Genomic DNA, 19,500 nt, shown 5'->3' with positions numbered 1-19,500 from the left:
CCCATCAAACTACTTGGCGAAGCCGAAGGAGGTGGAACCCGCCACCTTGGCCCGCAACTTCTTGCCCTTCTCGGTGGCCTGGGCGTTCAGGTCGTGCTGGAAGTCGACCATCTTCTCGGTCAGCTCCGGGTCGAAGGCGGCGACCATGCGCACCGCCAGCAGGCCGGCGTTGCGGGCCCCGGCCACCGAGACGGTCGCCACCGGCACCCCGGCCGGCATCTGCACGATGGAGAGCAGGCTGTCCATGCCGTCCAGGTAGCGCAGCGGCACCGGCACGCCGATCACCGGCAGCGGGGTGACCGAGGCCAGCATGCCCGGCAGGTGGGCGGCGCCACCGGCCCCGGCGATGATCGCCTTGAGGCCGCGGGTGTGCGCCTGCTCGCCGTAGGCGATCATCTCGCGCGGCATCCGGTGCGCGGAGAGCACGTTGACCTCGTAGGGCACCTCGAACTCGTCGAGCGCCTGGGCGGCGGCCTCCATCACCGACCAGTCGGAGTCGGAGCCCATGGCGATGCCGACGAGGGGGGTGGCGCTGTTCGTCATTCGGTGATGGTGCCTCTCAGGTAGGCGGCCGCGTGCCGCGCCCGCTCGCGCACGTCGTCGAGGTCGTCCCCGAAGACGGTGACGTGGCCCACCTTGCGGCCGGGCTTCACGTCCTTGCCGTACATGTGGATCCGCAGGCCCGGGTCACGGGCCATGCAGTGCAGGAAGGCGTGGTACATGTCGGGGTAGTCGCCGCCGAGCACATTGACCATCACGGTCCACTGGGCGCGCGGGCGCGGGTCGCCGAGCGGCAGGTCCAGCACCGCGCGCAGGTGGTTCTCGAACTGCGAGGTGACCGCCCCGTCGATCGACCAGTGGCCGGAGTTGTGCGGGCGCATGGCGAGCTCGTTGACCAGGATCCGGCCGTCCCGGGTCTGGAACAGCTCGACCGCCAGGTGGCCGGTGATGTCCAGCTCGCCGGCGATCCGCAGGGCCAGCTCCTGGGCCTCGATCGCCAGCGCCGGGTCGAGCTCCGGAGCCGGCGCGGTGACCTCGGCGCAGACGCCGTCCTCCTGGAGGCTCTCCACCACCGGGTAGGCGACCGCCTGGCCGCTGGGCGAGCGCACCACGTTGGCCGCCAGCTCGCGGACGAAGTCGACCTTCTCCTCGGCGAGCACCGGCACGCCGGCCAGGAACGGGGCCTGCGCCTGCTGCTCGTCGGCCACCACCCAGACGCCCTTGCCGTCATAGCCGCCGCGGACGGTCTTCAGCACCACCGGGTATCCGGAGCCCTCGCCCGCGAACGCGGTGACGTCGGCCGGGTCGGCGACCAGGCGGTGCCGCGGGCAGGGCACCCCGATGGAGTCCAGCTTGGCCCGCATCACACCCTTGTCCTGGGCGTTGACCAACGCGTGGGGACCGGGGCGGACCACCACGCCGTCGGCCTGCAGGGCCTTCAGGTGCTCGGTGGGCACGTGCTCGTGGTCGAAGGTGATCACGTCGCAGCCGGCCGCGAAGGCCCGCAGCGTCTCCAGGTCGCGGTAGTCCCCGAGGACGGTCTCGGCGACCACCTGGGCCGCGGAGTCCTGCGGGGTGTCGGCGAGGAGCTTGAAGCGGATGCCGAGCGGGATGCCGGCGTCATGTGTCATGCGGGACAGCTGGCCGCCACCGACCATGCCCACCACTGGAAATTTCGCGCTGCCCGGAAAAGTCACAGTGCCAGGATATCCGGGCCGGTCGGGGCGGGTGCACCGGCGGGCGCGGGGGTGCGGCAGGGGCGCCCGAGGCCGGATCGAACGCTGGAGCTCTCATGACGAGCCGGTAGCCTGGATGGCCCAGTGTCAGGAATCAGGAGACCTCCTCGGATGACCAAGACCGGTGCACATCGACGCCCCTCCCTCTTCCAGCGGCTGCGCGGCGTCTCCGGAGAGGTCCTCCAGTTCGCGATAGTGGGCCTGGGCGGCATCGCCGTGAACTTCGGTGTCTCCAACGCCGTGCTGCACGCCACCCACTGGGCGCCGGTGCGCTGCTCGGTGATCGGCACCATCGTGGCGATCGTGGCCAACTACATCGGCTACCGCTACTGGGTCTACCGGGACAGCGACGCCGCCTCGCGCCGCCGGGAGATCACCCTCTTCCTGGTGTTCAGCGCCATCGGCCTGCTGATCGAGAACGGCACCGTCTGGTTCACCACCTACTCGCTGGCCATGACCGGCACCCTCGCCTACAACGGCTCCAAGGTGATCGGCACCGGGATCGCCACGCTGTTCCGCTTCTTCTCCTACCGCACCTGGGTGTTCAAGACGATGCCCGAGCTGGCCGAGCCCACCGTGGTCGCCCAGGCCGAGCGGATCCTCGCCGACCAGCCGGTGCAGCAGTACAGCAACAGCTGATTCAGTCCGGCTCCACCACCGCGCTGCTGCGCGGCAGGAAGAGCGCGAAGACCGGCGGCTTGAGCGAGAGCAGCTCCAGCCGCCCGCCGTCCGCCTCCGCCAGATCGCGGGCCACCGCCAGGCCGATGCCGGTGGAGTTGCGCCCGCTGACGGCCCTTTCGAAGACCCGGTTGCCCAGCTCGGCCGGCACGCCCTGGCCTTCGTCCTGCACCTCCACCACCACCGAGCTTCCCGACGGCCGCACCCGCAGGGTGACCGTGCCGCCGCCGTGCATCAGCGAGTTCTCGATCAGCGTGGCCAGCACCTGGGAGACGGTGCCCGGGGTGCCCATCGCGTGCACATGGCTCAGCCCCTCGGTGACCAGCCGCCGCCCGGTGCCGCGCAGTGACGCCGACCACTCCTCGGCCTGCTGCTTGACCACCTCGTCGAGGTCGAAGCCGGCGGCCGACGGGCCGTGCGTGTCGCGCTGGTTGGTGAGCAGCCGCTGCACCACGTCGGTGAGCCGCTCCACCTGCTGCAGCGCGATGGTGGCTTCCTCGCGCACCGTCTCCGGCTGGTGGGCCAGCGCGGTGATCTCCTCCAGGCGCATCGACAGCGCGGTCAGCGGGGTGCGCAGTTGGTGCGAGGCGTCGGCGGCGAGGCGCCGCTCGGCGGTGAGCATCCGGCCGATCCGCTCCGCGCTGCCGTCCAACACCTCGGCCACCCGGTCCAGTTCGGCCACCCCGTAGCGGCGGTCGCGCGGGCGCGGGTCGCCGGAGCCGAGCCGCTCGGCGGTCTCGGCCAGGTCGATCAGCGGGCGGGTCAGCCGGCGGGCCTGCCAGAGCGCCAGCGCCACCGCTGCTGCCACCGCCAGCAGCGCCACCAGCCCGATCAGCAGCAGCATGTTGGCGGTGTCACGGTCCACGTCGTGGCGGGACTGCTCCACCGTCACCGTTTCACCGTGCGGGCCGGTCTCGGTGGCGCGCAGCGGCCGGCCGCCGGTCGGCTGGTCGCCGATGGCCACCGGCGGTTGGCCCGGCACGGTGATCTCGGCGTAGTCGCCCTCCACCACCCCGGTGCCGATCCGCTCACCGGTGACCGGTTCGCCGGCCGCCAACCTGGTCTCCACCAGGCCGAGCAGCCGCACCGCGGCCGCGTCCACCCGGTTCTGCGCGGTGCTGGTGATGGTCTGCTTCTCGACCAGGGCGAGCGGCACGCAGAACACCGTGACCACCACCAGGACCACGCCAAGGAGCGAGTTGATCATGCGGCGCTTCACAGCGGGTCGGTCCTGCTTCCCTCTCGGCGGGCCGGCGCGGTGCGCACGCGCCGGCTCCAGTGGTGCGTCGGCTCTTCTCGAACCGGTTCTTCGCGAACTCGATCAGTTCTTCTCGAAGCGGAAGCCGACGCCGCGCACGGTGGCGATGTAGCGCGGGTTGGTGGCGTCGTCGCCGAGCTTCTTGCGCAGCCAGGAGATGTGCATGTCCAGCGTCTTGGTCGAGGTCCACCAGGTGGTGTCCCAGACCTGGCGCATGATGTCCTCCCGGGTCACGACCCGGCCGGCGTCCCGCACCAGCACCCGCAGCAGCTCGAACTCCTTGGCGGAGAGGGTGAGCTCCTCCTCGCCGACCCAGGCGCGGTGCGACTCGATGTCGATCCGCACGCCGTGGGCGCCGGTGGAGAGCGAGTCGACGTTGCCGCGCCGCAGCAGGGCCCGCACCCGGGCCAGCAGCTCGGCCAGCCGGAACGGCTTGGTCACGTAGTCGTCGGCACCGGCGTCCAGGCCGACCACGGTGTCCACCTCGTCGGCCCGGGCGGTGAGCACCAGCACCGGGCAGCTGCGGCCGTCCGCCCGCAGCCGGCGGCAGACCTCCAGACCGTCCATCTCGGGCAGGCCGAGGTCGAGGACGATCAGGTCGACCTCCTCCGCCAGTCCCGCTTCCAGGGCGGCCGGGCCGTCCTCGCGGACCAGTACCTCGTAGCCCTCGCGACGCAGCGCACGGGCCAGCGGTTCGGAGATTGCCGGATCGTCCTCAGCGAGCAGCACACAGGTCATGGGGGCGATGTTAGTCGGCCCACGGCCCCCCGATCAGTCCCCGACCGCCCGGAGAACGGTGCACGCGCCCGGCGCGCGTCGCTCGAACAGCGCGCGGGCGACACGAGGGCGACGCGTCCGCTCATACGTATAAGCGGCCCGGGATACCTGTGAACTAGTTCACAGCGTGTAGCCACCAAACCAAGATCAGATAACGGTCAGCCTTCGGCGCTACTCCCGCAGCGGGCACAGATCCTCCGATTCGACCTTGTCTTCGAAGGATCTCTTGCTGCATTACCATCGATTCCAGCACCCAGTCGGGCTCGCCTTGATCTTTCTGTTATTCACTCGGTGTCTTTTGTACCGTCATGTCGTGGAATAACGCGACGTACAGTGGCTAAGTCCCCGCGGTACGCACCGCGGTGCCCCTGCCCGAGCAGCGAGCAGGACTACACCGTGTGAGCACGCCCCCGCCCACCATCCCCCAGGGCGGGGGCGTTCCATACAGTCAGGCAAGGAACAACCACTGATGGCGTCAACCACCACCCTGGACGCCGGCCTCAAGCCGGGCGCTCCTTCTGGCGGCAAGACCTTCTTCGGGCACCCCCGAGGACTCGCCACACTCTTCATGACCGAGACCTGGGAGCGTTTCAGCTTCTACGGCATGCGAGCCCTGCTGGTGCTCTACATGGTCGCCGGTACCAACCATGGCGGCCTGGGAATGAAGGTCGCCCTGGCGACCGCGATCTACAGCGTCTACAACGCCATGGTGTACCTGCTCGCCCTGCCGGGCGGCTGGATCGCCGACCGCATCCTCGGCGCCCGCAAGACCGTGGCGCTGGGCGGCACGATCATCATGATCGGCCACTTCCTGCTGGCCGTTCCGGTCGAGGCCGGCTTCTTCGTCGGCCTGGTCTTCATCGCGGTCGGCTCCGGCCTGCTGAAGGCCAACATCTCCACCATGGTCGGCCACCTCTACGACGGGCCGAACGACCCGCGCCGGGACGGCGGCTTCACCATCTTCTACATGGGCATCAACCTCGGTGCCTTCGCCGCCCCGCTGGTCATCGGCACGGTCGGCCAGAGCGTCAACTGGCACCTGGGCTTCGCCCTGGCCGGTATCGGCATGGCGCTGGGCCTGGGCCAGTACCTGCTGGGCAGCCGCCACCTCAGCTCGAAGAGCGACGAGATCGGCTCGCCGATCACCGCTGCCGAGAAGAGCGCGCTGCTGCGCAAGGGCGCCTTCTGGCTGCTGCTGGCCGTGGTCTTCTACGGCGTCGTCGTGGCGACCGGCCACTTCACCATCAACTGGGCGGTCTGGCCGCTGTCCATCGCCGGTATCGCGATCCCGGTGGCCGTCTTCGCCCGCTTCAAGCGGGACAAGGAGCTCACCTCCGCCGAGCAGTCGAAGATCAGCGGCTACATCTGGTTCTTCGTGGTCGCCGCCGTGTTCTGGATGATCTACGACCAGTCCGGCTCCACGCTGAGCGTCTTCGCCGACGACAGCACCAACCTGTCGATCTTCGGCTACCACTTCCCGTCCAGCTGGTTCCAGTCGCTGAACCCGCTGTACATCATGGCGCTGGCCCCGGTCTTCGCCTGGCTCTGGGTCTGGCTGTCCCGCCGGTCCAAGAACCCCAGCACCACGATGAAGTTCGCCATCGGCCTGCTGATGATCGGCACCTCGTTCATCGTGATGATGCTGGCGATGGCTGCCGCCACCGGTGGCGTCAAGGTCTCGCCGCTCTGGCTGGCCCTGGTCTACCTGGTCCAGACCGTCGGCGAGCTGACCCTCTCCCCGGTCGGCCTCTCCGTCACCACCAAGCTGGCCCCGGCCAAGTACGCCAGCCAGATGATGGGCGTCTGGTTCCTCGCCGTCACCGCCGGTGACTGCGTGGCCGCCGTCCTCCAGCTGGGCCTCGGCGACGCCACCGGCTCCACCTGGTACTTCGCGATCCAGGGCATCGCCGCCCTGATCGCCGGTGTGGCCCTGGTGATGTACCGCAAGAAGGTCATCCGGCTCATGGGCGACGTGCACTGACGCACCGCGCTCCCCGGTGGCCCGGCACGCGATTCGCGTGCCGGGCCACCGGCGTGTTCGGGCGGCTACGCTGAGCGGCATGAACTACGCGCGGCTCCGGGCCGTCGCCGGTGAGTTGATGGATCAGTACACCGACCTGGCCGGCAAGATCGAGGTCCGGAACGGCGAAGTCTCTGTGCTGATCGCGCCATCAGCGCGGCGTGCGCTGAACGCCTTCAGGCTTCTCCGCCAGTTGGACCGTCAGTTCACCGGAGATCTGGTTGCCCTCGCCGGCACGCACGTCGAGGCCGCGGCCCTGGGCCTGCTGCGGCAGCCTGATCTGCTGGTCGCCGCTGAGGCGGACCTGGAGCGCTTCGAGGAATGTGTCGATCCGAGCGTCCTGCTACTGGTCGCCGAAATCGTCTCGCCGTCCCAGGCCGGCAACGCCCATCTGCAGAAGATGCAGGACTACCCCGCCATGGGCATCCCGCTCCATCTGCTCATCGACCCGCGCAAGGGCACCCTCCGGGTGTCCAGCGACCCGGCGGACGGCCCCGACGGGCCGCGCTACCGGGCCACTCACGACTACGTCTTCGGGGACCAGGTGAAGGTCGGCGACTGGGTGATCGACTCCGGTGAGTTCAAGCGGTACGCACCGCGCTGACACCCCATCGGCTCGCCCACCCCCGCCGATCGGCCCCGCCGATCGGCGGATGGTGCTGGGCGGCGGCGGGCTGCAGGATCGTCCCAGTGATGGCCGGCACCCGCCCGGGGGTGCCGGCCCACTTGCGTTGGAAGGCCGTCACACCTCCCGGACGCCCGCGCGCCAGACGGCGGCGGTGAGCGGCACGCCCGGCCGGTAGGCGAGGTGCACCGGGGAGGGGGCGTCCAGGAGCAGCAGGTCGGCGCGGGCGCCGGGGGCGATCCGGCCGACGTCGGTGCGGCGCAGTGCGCGGGCGCCGCCGGCGGTGGCGGCGTGCACGGCCTCGTCCGGGGTCATGCCCATCTCGCGCACGGCCACCGCGATGCAGAAGGCCATCGAGCTGGTGAAGCTGGAGCCCGGGTTGCAGTCGGTGGACAGCGCCACGGTGGCACCGGCGTCGAGCAGCCGGCGGGCGTCGGGGTAGGGCGCCCGGGTGGAGAACTCGGCACCGGGCAGCAGCGTGGCCACCGTGGTCGAGTCGGCCAGTGCGGCGACGTCCGCGTCCGTCAGGTGCGTGCAGTGGTCCGCCGAGGCGGCGCCCAGCTCCACCGCCAGCTGCACGCCCGGCCCGTGGGTGAGCTGGTTGGCGTGCACCCGGGGGATCAGCCCGCGCTCCATCCCGGCGGTCAGGACCGCCCGCGCCTGGTCGCCGTCGAAGGCGCCGCGCTCGCAGAAGACGTCCACCCAGCGGGCGTGCGGGGCGCAGGCGTCCAGCATCTCCCCGGTGACCAGGTCGACGTAGCCCGCCGGGTCGTCGGCGAACTCCGGTGCCACCACGTGGGCGCCGAGGTAGGTGGTCTCCGGGGTGTGCGCCCCGGCGATCCGCAGCGCCCGGGCCTCGTCGGCCACGGTCAGGCCGTAACCCGACTTGCACTCCACGGTGGTGGTGCCCTGGCGCAGCGCCTCGGCGACGAACCGGCCCACGTTGGCGTCCAGTTCGGCGTCGGTCGCGGCCCGGGTGGCGGCCACCGTGGTGCGGATGCCGCCCGCGGTGTAGGCCTGGCCGGACATCCGGGCGTTGAACTCGGCGGTGCGGTCCCCGGCGAAGACCAGGTGGGCGTGCGAGTCCACGAAGCCGGGCAGCAGGGCCCGGCCGGCCGCGTCGAACCGCTGGTCGGCGGCGGGCGCGTCCGCGGCGGGTCCGGTCCAGGTGACCACCGACCCGTCCAGCACCACGGCGGCGTCCTCGACGAGGCCGAGCAGCCCGGGATGTGACGGGTCGTTGGTGACCAGCGTGCCGATGTTGGTGATGAGCGTGCTGGTCATGACACCTTCAGGGCGGAGATGGAGGTCTGCAGTGCCGACGCGACGTCGGGCACCAGGGCGTGCACCCCGTCGATGACGATCTGCCGGCCGCCGACCACCACGTGCCGCACGTCGGAGGCCGTGGCGGCGAACACGGCGGTCTCGACGCCGAGCCGCGGGGTGGGGCCGGTGGTGCGCACCGAGTCCAGTGCGAGCACCGTGAAGTCGGCCAGCGCCCCGGCCTCGATCCGCCCGGCCTCGGGCCAGCCGAGCGAGGCGTGCCCGTCCTCGGTGCCGGCCCGCAGCAGCGCGTTGGCGGTCCAGTGCCCGCGGGTGCGGCTGCGCAGCCGCTCGTTGAGCTCCAGCGCCCGGGCCTCCTCGAACGGGTCGATCACCGCGTGGCTGTCGCTGCCCAGGGTCACCGGGCAGCCGGCCCTGGCCAGTTGGCGGGCCGGGCCGATGCCGTCGGCGAGGTCCCGCTCGGTGGTCGGGCACATGCAGATCACCGTGGAGGAGTCGGACAGCAGCTTGATGTCCTCCTCGGAGAGGTGGGTGGCGTGCACCGCGCTGGTGCGCGGGCCGAGCACCCCGTGGTCGGCGAGCAGCCGGGTCGGGGTGACGCCGTGCGCGGTGAGGCAGGCGTCGTTCTCGGCGGTCTGCTCGGACAGGTGGACGTGCAGCGGGGCCTTGCGCATCGCGGCCCAGTGCGCGACGGTGCCCAGTTGCTCGGCCGGCACGGCGCGCACCGAGTGGATGGCCGCGCCGATCCGGGCGTGCTCCCGGGGCCTCAGCGCGGTGGCCCGCTCGGCCCAGGCGTTGGCGTCGCCGTCGCCGAACCGCAGCTGGGGCTTGGTCAGTTCGGCGCCGAAGCCGGACGAGAGGTAGCAGGTGTCCAGCAGGGTGATCCGGATGCCGGCCCGGGCGGCGGCCTCGATCAGCGCCTCGCCCATCGCGTTGGGGTCGGCGTAGCGGGCGCCGCCCGGGGCGTGGTGCAGGTAGTGGAACTCGCCGACGGCGGTGATCCCGGCCAGCGCCATCTCGGCGTAGACCGCGGTGGCCAGCGCCAGGTAGCTGTCCGGGTCGAGCGCGGCGGCGAACCGGTACATGGTGTCGCGCCAGGTCCAGAAGGTGCCGGAGCCCACCTGCACGGTGCCGCGCAGCGCCCGGTGGAAGGCGTGCGAGTGGGCGTTGGCCTGGCCGGGCACCAGCAGGCCGGCCAGCCGGACGGCGCCGGGCGGGCAGGGCCCGCTGTCCGGCACCACCCGGGCGATCCGGCCGTCGGCGGCCACCTCGACCAGCACGTCCGGCTCCACCACCGGTCCGTTGACGTGCGGCAGCCAGGCGTGCTCGGCCCAGTACGTCTTCGCTACTGACATGCCAGGTCCTCCAGTACGTCCGCCAGCGCCGACACACCCGCCAGGCAGTCGGCGAGTTCGGCGTGCTCGGCCGGCGAGTGCGACACGCCGCTCGGGTTACGTACGAACAGCATGGCGGTCGGAACGGCGGATGCCAGGATTCCGGCGTCGTGTCCCGCGCCGGTGGGCAGCACCGGGGCGCCGTTCAGGGTGCGGGCCAGCCGGTCGCGCAGCGGCCCGTCGAACTCCACCACCGGGGTGTAGGACTCGCGGACCAGCTCGACCTTGACCCCGTCCCGCTCGCCGCGCTCGGCGGCCGCCTGGTGGATCTGCTCGACCAGCTCGGTGAGGGTGGCCTCGTCGGCGGCCCGGGAGTCCAGCCAGCCGCGCACCAGGGAGGCGATCGCGTTGGTGCCGTTGGGCTCCACCGAGATCTTGCCGAAGGTGGCCAGCGCGCCGGCCAGCCGGGCCTTCTTGCGGGCCGAGAGCACCGTGTTGGCGTAGGTGAGCATCGGGTCGTGCCGGTCGTCCAGCCGGGTGGTGCCGGCGTGGTTGGCCTCGCCGTGGAAGTCGAACCGCCAGCGGCCGTGCGGCCAGATCGCGGACGCGACGCCGACCGACTGGTCCTCCGCCAGGTAGCGGCCCTGCTCGACGTGGAGCTCCACGAAGGCGCCGATCCGACCGAGCCGCGCCGGGTCGGCGCCGATCGCGGTGGGGTCCTGGCCGGCCCGCTCCATGGCGTCCGGCAGCCGGACCCCGTCGGCGTCGCGCAGCTCGAAGGCCTGCTCGGGGGTGAGCACGCCGGCGGCCAGCCGGGAGCCGACGCAGGCCACCCCGAACCGGGCGCCCTCCTCGTCGCCGAAGTTGACGATCGCCAGCGGCTTGGTGAACTGCGCCTCGCGCTCGCGCAGTCGGTCCAGGGCGGCGAACGACGAGACCACGCCGAGCGGGCCGTCGAAGGCGCCGCCGTCCGGCACCGAGTCCAGGTGCGAACCGGTGACGATCGCCCCTTCGCCCTGCGGATCGCCCAGCCAGGCCCACTGGTTGCCGTTGCGGTCCAGCTCATACGTCAGGCCACGAGAACGGGCCTGCGCCTCGAACCAGGCCCGGCACTCGGCGTCGGCGGTGTTCCAGGCGTGCCGGCGGTAGCCGCCGGAGGCGGCGGAGCGGCCCACGGGGAGCAGCTCCGCCCACATCTCCTCGAAGCTCGGCAGCGTCACAGCTCGCCCATCGGGACGCGAACCCCGCGCTCGGCGGCGACCTCGGACGCGCGGTCGTAGCCGGCGTCCACGTGCCGGATCACGCCCATGCCCGGGTCGTTGGTGAGCACCCGGCGGATCTTCTCGCCGGCCAGCGGGGTGCCGTCGGCCACCGTGACCTGGCCGGCGTGGATCGAGCGGCCGATGCCGACGCCGCCGCCGTGGTGGATCGACACCCAGGAGGCGCCGGAGGCCACGTTGACCATGGCGTTGAGCAGCGGCCAGTCGGCGATCGCGTCGGAGCCGTCCAGCATGGCCTCGGTCTCGCGGTACGGGGAGGCGACCGAGCCGCAGTCCAGGTGGTCGCGGCCGATCACGATCGGGGCGGACAGCTCGCCGCTGGCCACCATGTCGTTGAACCGCTCGCCGGCCTTGTCGCGCTCGCCGTAGCCGAGCCAGCAGATCCGCGCCGGCAGGCCCTGGAAGTGCACCTTCTCCTGGGCCATCTTGATCCAGCGGTGCAGCGACTCGTTCTCCGGGAACAGGTCGAGCACGGCCTTGTCGGTCTTGTAGATGTCCTGCGGGTCGCCGGAGAGCGCGGCCCAGCGGAACGGGCCCTTGCCCTCGCAGAACAGCGGGCGGATGTACGCCGGGACGAAGCCGGGAAAGGCGAACGCGCGGTCGTAGCCGGCCAGTTGGGCTTCGCCACGGATCGAGTTGCCGTAGTCGAAGACCTCGGCGCCGCGGTCCATGAAGCCGACCATCGCCTCCACGTGCTTGGCCATCGACTCGCGTGAGCGCTGGGTGAACTCGGCCGGCTTGCTCGCCGCGTAGTCGGCCATGTCGTCGAACGCGACGCCGAGCGGCAGGTAGGCCAGCGGGTCGTGGGCGCTGGTCTGGTCGGTGACGATGTCGATCGGCGCGTCCATCGCGAGCAGCTGCGGGAACAGCTCGGCGGCGTTGCCCAGCAGGCCGATGGAGAGCGGCTGCTTCTTGTCCCGGGCGGCGGTGGCCAGCTCCAGGGCATGCTCCAGGCTGTTCGCCTCGACGTCCAGGTAGCGGTGCTCGATCCGGCGGGAGATCCGGGACGGGTCGCAGTCGATGCAGATCGCCACGCCGCCGTTCATGGTGACGGCCAGCGGCTGGGCGCCGCCCATGCCGCCGAGGCCGGCGGTGAGGGTGATGGTGCCTTCGAGGGTGCCGTTGCTGTTCCATTTACCAGCGTGCTTGTTGGCGACGGCCGCGAAGGTCTCGTAGGTGCCCTGCAGGATGCCCTGGGTGCCGATGTAGATCCAGGAGCCGGCGGTCATCTGGCCGTACATGGTGAGCCCGAGGTTCTCCAGGCGGCGGAACTCCTCCCAGTTGGCCCAGTCGCCGACCAGGTTGGAGTTGGCGAGGATCACCCGCGGCGCCCACTCGTGGGTCTGCATCACGCCGACCGGGCGGCCGGACTGCACCAGCATGGTCTCGTCCTGCTTCAGCCCGCGCAGGGTCTTCACCATCGCGTCGAAGGACCGCCAGTCCCGCGCCGCCTTGCCGGTCCCGCCGTAGACGACGAGCTTCGACGGGTGCTCGGCGACCTCGGGATCGAGGTTGTTCATGAGCATCCGCAGGGCAGCCTCCTGCTGCCACCCCTGGGCGGTCAGGCCCGTCCCGCGCGCCGCACGCACCTCGCGCGCACCGCTGATCTGCTGCTCCGCCATGGCGGCCTCCTTGCGGATGGATTCATTCAGGATTGAGCAGTCTGAATATATCCAATCAGTCCGAGGTCGGCCAGGGTCTGGCGGATTCGATCAGGACTGCTTTCCCCCAACCGGCAGGCGTGAATCCCGACGCTCAGTCAAGCAGCTTCCCCGCCACCCCAGTCGATGCCGATCTCGGCCAGCCAGGCGCGGTCGGCGGCGGCCGTGTCGGGCGGGTCGGCGGGGAGCATGGGGAGGGACGGCGGGCGGGGGATCTCCTGGACGGGGCCCAGGCCGTAGGGCTCGCCCGGGTTGGCGGTGGCGCGGCCGGGGGCGGTCAGGCCGATGTGCACGGCGGTCTCGTCGCCCGGGTCCAGCACGGTGAGGGCGGGCGCGGGCGGATCGGCCAGCGCGACCCGTCGGCCGCAGGTGGGGCAGGCCCATTCCAGGGCGCCGGAGGCGAGTCGGCCGACCTGCCGCATTTCATGGATCACCCGCACGGCGACACCCCCCGTTGGTTCCACCGAGGGGATGCCCGGTTTACTCCAGGAACAGTCCTCGGGCCGCCGCGGACTGCTCGATCGCCTCCAACCGGGCCTCGGCGCCCGGCAGTTCGTCGCACATCGTCTGCAGCAGCACCCGCCCGAGCACCATCGGGGCACAGGCGGTGTCGAAGACCAGGCCGGTGCCCACCTCGGCGGGCAGCATCAGGTCGGAGAGCTTGGCCACCGGCGCGAAGGCGCTGTCGGCCACGGTGAGCACGGTCAGCCCGCAGTCCCTGGCCACCACCAGCGCGTCCATCAGCTCGCGCGGGTAGCGGGGCAGCGCGAAGCAGAGCAGCGCGCTGGCGCCGGCCGCGACGGCCTGCTCGATCCGGTCGGCGAGCATCGAGCCGCCCTCGTCGAGCAGCCGGATGTCGGGGTGCACCTTGGCCGCGAAGTAGGTGAAGCCGCGCGCCTGGGCGGAGGCGGCCCGCAGCCCGAGCACCGGCAGCGGCCGGGAGGCGGCCAGCAGCCGAGCGGCCCGCACGATCGGCTCCGGGTCGGCGAGGAGCTCGGCGAGCCGGCGCAGATGGGCGATCTCGGCGAGCACCGCCTGCTGGTGCTCGTTGCGCACCGCCTCGGTGGGGGTCTCCGGCGGGGCCGGCTCGCCACCGAGCTCGCGCAGCCGCCGGCGCAGCGCCGGGTAGCCGTCGTAGCCGAGCGCCACCGCGAACCGGGTGACCGAGGGCTGGCTGACCCCGGCCAGCTCGGCCACCTCCACGCTGGACAGGAACGGCGCCTCGGCGGCGTGCCGGACCAGGGCGTGCGCGATCCGGCGCTGAGTGGGCGTCAGACGGTGGCCGTCGAACAGTTCGAGGAGTCGGGCGGACGGGCCCAGGGACGACTCGGTCATGGTGTGGGTCCCTTCGGGCGGTGGGTGTCCGGTCGACTGTGCAGGAGCGAATACTCGGACGGCAATGATGTTCTCGTATGCCGGGACGAGCCCGACGGCGGGGTGTCCTCAGGGATGACCCTGATTTACCCCTGGGAGACGCCGTTCCGGCTGGACCGCCCGGCTGTCCGGACGCCAGCCTGGTGGCATGCAGTCTCAGCCTTCCGAGGTCCGCCGTGACCTCGACGCCGCCCTGGAGGCCCGCCGCGAGCTGGGCCCGGAGTACGAGTCCGAGCTGATCGACTCGTTCCTGGCCCGGGTCGACGCCCGGCTGGACGCCCGGGTCGAGCAGCGCGTCGCCGAGCGGCTGGCCGAGAGGCTGGCCGATGTGGAGCCGCGCCGCCGGTTCCGGCCCGGCGGCGGTTCCAAGCTGCCGTACTTCTCGCTGGTGCTGGCGGTCCCGCTGACCGGGATCGGCATGGCCGTGATGAACGGCATGGGCCTGGTGATCGCCTGGGCCGGGATCGTCGGGGTCAACCTGGCGGCCTCGCTCGGCCACCGGCTGGAGCGCGAGGAGCACCGGGGCGGCGGCGCCGCGCGGAGCGAGTGGGCCTGAACGGCTCCCGCTCCACGCGGCTGCCCGGGGCTCAGGCCAGCGGCCCGGTGACCGTCTCGACGGCGCGGACCAGCTCGCCGGAGGCGACCAGGGCCTCGGCGGCGGCCAGGTCCGGCGCCAGGAAGCGGTCCCGGCCGGCCCCGCCGACCCCGGCCGCGCGGGCGGCGGCCAGCGCGGCGGCGGTGCCGGGCGCGAGGTGGGCGTCGGAGTCGGTGGTGCGGATCTCCAGCGCCCGGGCGGCGGCGGTCAGCTCGACGGCCAGGATCCGGCCCAGGTTGTCCACCGCGTGGCGGAGCTTGCGGGCCGCGGACCAGCCCATCGAGACGTGGTCCTCCTGCATCGCCGAGGACGGGATCGAGTCCACCGAGGCCGGGTTGGCGAGCCGCTTGTTCTCGCTGACCAGCGCGGCCTGGGTGTACTGGGCGATCATCAGACCGGAGTCCACGCCCGGGTCGTCGGCCAGGAAGGCCGGCAGGCCGTGCGAGCGGGCCTTGTCCAGCAGCCGGTCGGTGCGGCGCTCGGCGATCGAGCCCAGGTCGGCGGCGGCGATGGCCAGGAAGTCCAGCACATAGGCGACCGGGGCGCCGTGGAAGTTGCCGTTGGACTCCACCCGGCCGTCGGGCAGCACCACCGGGTTGTCGACCGAGGCGGCCAGCTCGCGCCCGGCCACCGTGCGGGCGTGCGCCAGGGTGTCCCGGCCGGCGCCGGCCACCTGCGGGGCGCAGCGGATCGAGTAGGCGTCCTGCACCCGCGGGGCGTCGTCCTGGTGGTGGCCGGTCAGCCCGGAGCCCTGCACCACGGCGAGCATGTTGGCGGCGCTGAGCGCCTGGCCCGGGTGCGGGCGGATCGGCGCGTGCAGCTCGGGCGCCAGCACCTTCTCGGTGCCGAGCAGCGCCTCCATGGTCATCGCGGCGGTGATGTCGGCGGTGGTGAACAGCCGGGAGAGGTCGGCGATCGCCATCACCAGCATGCCGAGCATGCCGTCGGTGCCGTTGATGAGGGCCAGGCCCTCCTTCTCCAGCAGCTCGACCGGGGTGATGCCGGCCTCGGCGAGCAGCTCGCCGGCCGGGCGCTCGGCGCCGTCCGGGCCGTAGGCCAGGCCCTCGCCCATCAGCACCAGGGCGCAGTGCGACAGCGGGGCGAGGTCGCCGGAACAGCCGAGCGAGCCGAACTCGTGGACGACCGGGGTGATCCCGGCGTTCAGGATCGCGGCCATGGTCTCGGCGACCAGCGGGCGCACCCCGGTGCGACCGGAGGCCAGGGTCTTCAGGCGCAGGAACATCAGCGCGCGGGTGACCTCGCGCTCCACCACCGGGCCCATGCCGGCCGCGTGCGAGCGGACCAGCGAACGCTGCAGCTGGGCCCGCAGCTCGGGGCTGATGTGGCGGACGGCGAGCGCGCCGAAGCCGGTGGAGACCCCGTAGACCGGGCGCGGCTCGGCGGCCAGCGCGTCGATCCGGGCCCGGGAGACGGCCATCTCGGCGAGCGCGTCGGGGCCCAGCTCGATCCGGGCGTTGCCGCGTGCCACGGCGAGCACGTCCTCGGCGGTGACGTCGGCCTTGCCGACCTGAACAAGCGGCGCGTCGGCGGCCGGAGCACTGTGCATATCCATATGCACTATCAGATCAGCTGAATGAAGATATGACAACCGGGTCTTGCGCAACGATCCGGGTTGTCAGGACTGTCCGCGCGGACCCGGTCAGGACGGCGGCGGAGAACACGGCCCCGCCAGCGCCACCGCCACCAGCGCCCGCAGCGCGGGCGCGATCTGACCCAGCGGCAGCGTGGCGTCGTCGGCGAACAGCTCCACCAGCCAGCCGCCCGCCGCGTTCGCCCCGCCCGCGGCCGCCATCCCCCGGTAGCCGCCGGCCACCAGCACCGCCTCCTCCGCCGGGTCGTTGCCCGCCGCCCCCGTGCGCAGCGCGAAGCTGCCGCCGCCCACCGCCCGCCGGGTGAGCGGGTAGTGGTCCAGGTCGAAGACCGCGTCCGGGGCCTCGATCCGGGCCCTCCCCCAGCCTCCGGCCGGGGGGACCCCCACGCTCTCCGCCCGGCGGGCCGCCGACGGCCAGCCCGGGTGCTCGCCCCCGCTGCTCGGGCCGCTGGTCAGCCGGAACACCGCGTGCCGGGCGGTGTGCATCCGCCGGGAGCCCGGCGGTACGTAGGAGATCCACCAGGCCACCGCGTCCAGCAGCCGGGCCGCCGTCTCGGCGACGGCCGCCAGCCGGCCCAGCGTGTCGGCCGGATGCAGGGTGCGCGGCCCGCCCTCCTGGTCCAGCGCGGCCAGCACCGCGGTGAGCAGCTGGCCCGGGTCGGCGCTGTGCGCGGCGCCGCGGAACCGCCGCCGGTCGCCGTGCGGCCCGCGCACCGGGCCGGCCCCCGGGCGCCAGCGCCCGTCCGTGCGCCGCTGCTCCGCCGAGTCGGCCAGCAGCACCGTCGGGTCGGGGGCCAGCCCCGGACCGTGGCTGCGCCCGGCCACCACCGGATGCGCGGCGCGCGCCGCCTTGGCCCGGTACTGCGCGGCGTCCGCCAGCCGGAACAGCCGGTCGGGGGTGGAGACCGGGCCGATCGCGTCCCCGGTCGAGGCGACCCCGCAGGCCACCCCCTCGCCATCGGCCAGTTGCAGCGCACGGGTGCACAGCTCCTCGGCCACCGCGACCACCTCGTCGGCCTTCTGGCCCTGCGCCAGCAGGCAGAACTCGTCCCCGCCGAGCCGGGCGGCGAGCGAGCCGGGCAGCTTGGCACCCGCCATCGAGAGCTGGTTGGCGAACCGCTGCAGCAGCCGGTCGCCCATCTCGTGGCCGTGCCGGTCGTTGATCCGCTTGAGGCCGTTGACGTCGCAGACGACCAGCGAGACCACCGAGCCGTCCTGGTTGTGGACGGCCAGCGCGGCCTCCAGCTGGGCGTCCACCGCGCGCCGGTTGGCCAGGCCGGTCAGCGGATCGGTGAAGGCCAGCCGGCGCAGGTCGGCCAGCCGCTCGGTCTGCGCCAGGCCGGCCGAGATCTGCGCGGCCAGCAGGGTCGCGTACTGCGTGTCGGCCTCGGTGAAGACCGGCAGCTCGGCGGTGCGCGCCAGGTACAGCTCGCCCCAGGCCTGCCCGTGCAGCACGATCGGCGCGACCAGGCAGCAGGAGCGGCCGCGCCGGCGCAGCCCGGCGGCGCGGGCCCGGGCGAACGCGGCGGCGGCCGGGGGCGCGTCGGCGCCGAAACCGGCCTGCCCCCAGCCTTCGGCCTGGGGCACCCCCATGGCGGGCACCCCCTCAGCAGTCTCGGCGGTCTGCACCCAGGCCCGGGGCAGCCGGCCGGTCGTCCAGTGCTCGTCGAGGTAGGTGACGATCTCCGGGAAGTCCGCGACCGGGTAGGACTCGTCCTCCGGGATCTCCTCCTCGCCGGCCGCCAGCGCGCCGTGGTTGACCAGCACCCGCAGCCGCCCCGACTCGCGGTCCCACACCGAGACGGCGGCCATGGTGGCGCCCAGCGCCGTGGTGGCCCGGACGGCGGCGGCCCGCACCGCCTCCAGCGCGCTCTGCGCCCCGGCCATGTCCTGGGCCAGCTCCACCACCGCCTGCAGGCGCCGGTCGAGCCCACTCGCCGTCACCTGAGCGGGGGCGCTGTCGGGGTGTTCCAGGTCCGCCATCACGGGACCAGAGTAGGGCGAATTGATCGAAATCGGCCCGAAATCCAGCAGACTGCCAGAGCGATTGCGGCCCGGCGCCGCTACCCCGCCGCCGACCTGATCCAACGGGTCAGCAGCCACGGCTCGACCAGGCCGAGCCCGCGGACCGGGCGGCGCCACATCGCCTGCAGGTGGAAGCGGGTCCGGCCGGTGCCCGGCTGCTGCGGACCGACCACGCCCAGCGGCGCCCCGGAGGCGGCCGCCAGTGCCTCGGCCAGCTGGGACTGGGCGGATCCGGTGCCGTCCGTCGCGCCGCTGGTGGCCGCCCCGGCCTGCTCCAGGGCGGCGGCGAACTCGCCGTCGATCAGCACCGCGTCCCGCTGTGCGATCGAGGTCAGCCGACTGGCCAGGTTGACCGTGGTGCCGAAGACGTCGCCCATCCGGGAGGTGACGGTGCCGAACGCCATGCCGACCCGCAGCGCCGGGATGGAGTCGTCCTCGGTGAGCGTCTCCACCAGACTCAGCGCGATCTCGGCGGCGGTGACCGGATCCTCGGAGACGAAGAGGATCTCGTCGCCCAGCGTCTTGATCAGCCGACCGCCCTGACCGGCGATCAGATCGGCGCAGGTCGACTCGAAGGTCTCCACCAGCGAGCCGAGCTCCTCCTCCTCCAGCCGCCGGGAGAGCCGGGTGAAGCCGACCAGGTCGGCGAAGCCCACCGCGAGCCGGCCGCTGGTGATCTCGGTGTCCTCGGCGGCCTGCACCACCCGCCCGGTGACCGCGGCCAGCTGGCGCCGCCAGACGTAGACCAGGAACTGCTCCAGCTCCGGCAGCAGCAGCTCGACCAGCGGATAGGCCACCTCGGCCCGGGTCAGCCCGGGCTCGGCGGCCTGGGTCAGGTTCTCCAGGAAGGTGTCCATCTGCCAGCCGGCCAGCCGCGAGGTGGTCTGGCCGGTGGAGCGGGCCACCTGGATCGCCATCGACTCGTTGATCAGCCCGGACTCCACCAGCCCGGCGAGGCGGCGCAGCGCGATCACGTCGCCGTCGTTGAGCGCCCGGGACTGGCCGATGTCCGGAAAGCCCATGGCCCGCCAGAACCGGGTGGCCAGCTCCATCGGCACCTCGGCGGTGCGGGCCGCCTGGTAGGGGGTGTAGCGGCGCGGCGCCCCCAGGATCAGCTCCTCCAGGTCGAGCGCCACAGTGGCGTCCGCGTCCTCGGAGCCGCCGTTGCCGCGCGCGTCCTCCTGCGACGCGTGCCCGTCGTCGTCTGCCACCGGTCCGTCCCCGTGCGGTCGCACTTGCCG

16 protein-coding genes and 1 pseudogene are annotated in these 19,500 nt (G+C 72.7%); 4 read left to right on the top strand and 13 right to left on the bottom strand.

Translation table 11 applies throughout. The features are described from left to right. Nucleotides 1-9 precede the first annotated feature (9 nt). Both purE and E6W39_RS26545 read right to left on the bottom strand, forming a co-directional pair. On the bottom strand, nucleotides 10-543 hold the full coding sequence (purE, locus tag E6W39_RS26550; RefSeq protein ID WP_101381527.1) for a 5-(carboxyamino)imidazole ribonucleotide mutase: 534 nt from the start codon (nucleotides 541-543) through the stop codon (nucleotides 10-12). Continuing rightward, a complete protein-coding gene (locus E6W39_RS26545) occupies nucleotides 540-1,697 on the bottom strand; it encodes a 5-(carboxyamino)imidazole ribonucleotide synthase (RefSeq protein ID WP_267286710.1) in 1,158 nt (385 codons plus the stop codon). The genes purE and E6W39_RS26545 overlap by 4 nt, the downstream gene beginning before the upstream one ends. 150 nt (nucleotides 1,698-1,847) lie before the next feature. Between E6W39_RS26545 and E6W39_RS26540 the strand changes: the two genes are divergently transcribed. Continuing rightward, nucleotides 1,848-2,375 (top strand): GtrA family protein, encoded by a 528-nt coding sequence (locus E6W39_RS26540; RefSeq protein WP_141635654.1) that lies wholly within the window; start codon nucleotides 1,848-1,850, stop codon nucleotides 2,373-2,375. Nucleotide 2,376: 1 nt separating this feature from the next. On the opposite strand, the gene E6W39_RS26535 is transcribed toward E6W39_RS26540, so the two are convergent. Together E6W39_RS26535 and E6W39_RS26530 are read right to left on the bottom strand one after the other, a co-directional pair. Beyond that, nucleotides 2,377-3,633, bottom strand: a complete 1,257-nt coding sequence (locus E6W39_RS26535) for an ATP-binding protein (RefSeq protein ID WP_141635653.1) — start codon at nucleotides 3,631-3,633, stop codon at nucleotides 2,377-2,379. A 102-nt stretch (nucleotides 3,634-3,735) separates the two neighbouring features. Then, nucleotides 3,736-4,410, bottom strand: coding sequence for a response regulator transcription factor (locus E6W39_RS26530; protein WP_141635652.1), 675 nt, complete (start codon nucleotides 4,408-4,410; stop codon nucleotides 3,736-3,738). 508 nt (nucleotides 4,411-4,918) lie between these two features. On the opposite strand from E6W39_RS26530, the gene E6W39_RS26525 reads away from it, so the two are divergent. Continuing rightward, entirely contained in the window at nucleotides 4,919-6,430 is a 1,512-nt protein-coding gene (locus E6W39_RS26525) for a peptide MFS transporter (RefSeq protein ID WP_141635651.1), read from the top strand. Nucleotides 6,431-6,509: 79 nt separating this feature from the next. Then, a complete protein-coding gene (locus tag E6W39_RS26520; protein ID WP_141635650.1) occupies nucleotides 6,510-7,073 on the top strand; it encodes a Uma2 family endonuclease in 564 nt (187 codons plus the stop codon). Between the two features lie 138 nt (nucleotides 7,074-7,211). Here the strand turns inward: E6W39_RS26520 and hutI are convergent, their stop codons facing one another. From hutI to E6W39_RS26490, 6 genes are all read right to left on the bottom strand, one after another. Next, nucleotides 7,212-8,378, bottom strand: a complete 1,167-nt coding sequence (gene hutI / locus E6W39_RS26515) for an imidazolonepropionase (RefSeq protein ID WP_141635649.1) — start codon at nucleotides 8,376-8,378, stop codon at nucleotides 7,212-7,214. After that, a complete protein-coding gene (locus E6W39_RS26510) occupies nucleotides 8,375-9,733 on the bottom strand; it encodes a formimidoylglutamate deiminase (RefSeq protein WP_141635648.1) in 1,359 nt (452 codons plus the stop codon). The genes hutI and E6W39_RS26510 overlap by 4 nt, the downstream gene beginning before the upstream one ends. Further along, nucleotides 9,724-10,908 carry an allantoate amidohydrolase gene (locus tag E6W39_RS26505; RefSeq protein ID WP_141637966.1) on the bottom strand — a complete coding sequence of 395 codons (1,185 nt, stop codon included), beginning with the start codon at nucleotides 10,906-10,908 and terminating at the stop codon, nucleotides 9,724-9,726. The genes E6W39_RS26510 and E6W39_RS26505 overlap by 10 nt, the downstream gene beginning before the upstream one ends. Nucleotides 10,909-10,928: 20 nt before the next feature. Further along, on the bottom strand, nucleotides 10,929-12,599 hold the full coding sequence (hutU, locus tag E6W39_RS26500) for a urocanate hydratase (RefSeq protein WP_141637965.1): 1,671 nt from the start codon (nucleotides 12,597-12,599) through the stop codon (nucleotides 10,929-10,931). 152 nt (nucleotides 12,600-12,751) lie between these two features. After that, complete coding sequence (locus E6W39_RS26495; RefSeq protein ID WP_141635647.1) at nucleotides 12,752-13,093, bottom strand: hypothetical protein; 342 nt, start codon at nucleotides 13,091-13,093, stop codon at nucleotides 12,752-12,754. 40 nt (nucleotides 13,094-13,133) lie between these two features. Continuing rightward, entirely contained in the window at nucleotides 13,134-13,988 is an 855-nt protein-coding gene (locus E6W39_RS26490) for a MurR/RpiR family transcriptional regulator (RefSeq protein WP_141635646.1), read from the bottom strand. Nucleotides 13,989-14,175: 187 nt separating this feature from the next. On the opposite strand from E6W39_RS26490, the gene E6W39_RS26485 reads away from it, so the two are divergent. After that, nucleotides 14,176-14,583 carry a hypothetical protein gene (locus E6W39_RS26485; RefSeq protein WP_181799460.1) on the top strand — a complete coding sequence of 136 codons (408 nt, stop codon included), beginning with the start codon at nucleotides 14,176-14,178 and terminating at the stop codon, nucleotides 14,581-14,583. A 31-nt stretch (nucleotides 14,584-14,614) separates the two neighbouring features. On the opposite strand, the gene hutH is transcribed toward E6W39_RS26485, so the two are convergent. The 3 genes and pseudogenes from hutH to E6W39_RS26470 all read right to left on the bottom strand — a co-directional run bounded on the left by hutH (nucleotide 14,615) and on the right by E6W39_RS26470 (nucleotide 19,395). Next, the gene (hutH, locus tag E6W39_RS26480; protein WP_141635645.1) at nucleotides 14,615-16,189 is read right to left on the bottom strand and encodes a histidine ammonia-lyase; all 1,575 of its coding nucleotides are present in this window, start codon (nucleotides 16,187-16,189) and stop codon (nucleotides 14,615-14,617) included. A 720-nt stretch (nucleotides 16,190-16,909) separates the two neighbouring features. Beyond that, nucleotides 16,910-18,217 (bottom strand): annotated as a pseudogene (locus tag E6W39_RS42005) (diguanylate cyclase domain-containing protein); the annotation flags it as partial. Nucleotides 18,218-18,297: 80 nt separating this feature from the next. Then, nucleotides 18,298-19,395: an adenylate/guanylate cyclase domain-containing protein gene (locus tag E6W39_RS26470; protein ID WP_407658636.1), complete on the bottom strand. Its 1,098-nt coding sequence runs from the start codon at nucleotides 19,393-19,395 to the stop codon at nucleotides 18,298-18,300. Nucleotides 19,396-19,500: the final 105 nt, after the last annotated feature.

The organism is Kitasatospora acidiphila, assembly GCF_006636205.1.
Taxonomy (GTDB): Bacteria; Actinomycetota; Actinomycetes; order Streptomycetales; family Streptomycetaceae; genus Kitasatospora; species Kitasatospora acidiphila.
The sequence above is the reverse complement of the archived record's forward strand: the minus strand, read 5'-3'. Positions and strand labels throughout refer to the sequence as shown.

Coding starts and splice junctions, on each gene's coding strand:
- purE (WP_101381527.1), bottom strand. CDS start 543: ATGACGAACAGCGCCACCCCCCTCGTCGGCATCGCCATGGGCTCCGAC.
- E6W39_RS26540 (WP_141635654.1), top strand. CDS start 1,848: ATGACCAAGACCGGTGCACATCGACGCCCCTCCCTCTTCCAGCGGCTG.
- E6W39_RS26530 (WP_141635652.1), bottom strand. CDS start 4,410: ATGACCTGTGTGCTGCTCGCTGAGGACGATCCGGCAATCTCCGAACCG.
- E6W39_RS26525 (WP_141635651.1), top strand. CDS start 4,919: ATGGCGTCAACCACCACCCTGGACGCCGGCCTCAAGCCGGGCGCTCCT.
- E6W39_RS26520 (WP_141635650.1), top strand. CDS start 6,510: ATGAACTACGCGCGGCTCCGGGCCGTCGCCGGTGAGTTGATGGATCAG.
- hutI (WP_141635649.1), bottom strand. CDS start 8,378: ATGACCAGCACGCTCATCACCAACATCGGCACGCTGGTCACCAACGAC.
- E6W39_RS26510 (WP_141635648.1), bottom strand. CDS start 9,733: ATGTCAGTAGCGAAGACGTACTGGGCCGAGCACGCCTGGCTGCCGCAC.
- E6W39_RS26505 (WP_141637966.1), bottom strand. CDS start 10,908: ATGTGGGCGGAGCTGCTCCCCGTGGGCCGCTCCGCCGCCTCCGGCGGC.
- E6W39_RS26490 (WP_141635646.1), bottom strand. CDS start 13,988: ATGACCGAGTCGTCCCTGGGCCCGTCCGCCCGACTCCTCGAACTGTTC.
- E6W39_RS26485 (WP_181799460.1), top strand. CDS start 14,176: ATGCAGTCTCAGCCTTCCGAGGTCCGCCGTGACCTCGACGCCGCCCTG.
- hutH (WP_141635645.1), bottom strand. CDS start 16,189: ATGCACAGTGCTCCGGCCGCCGACGCGCCGCTTGTTCAGGTCGGCAAG.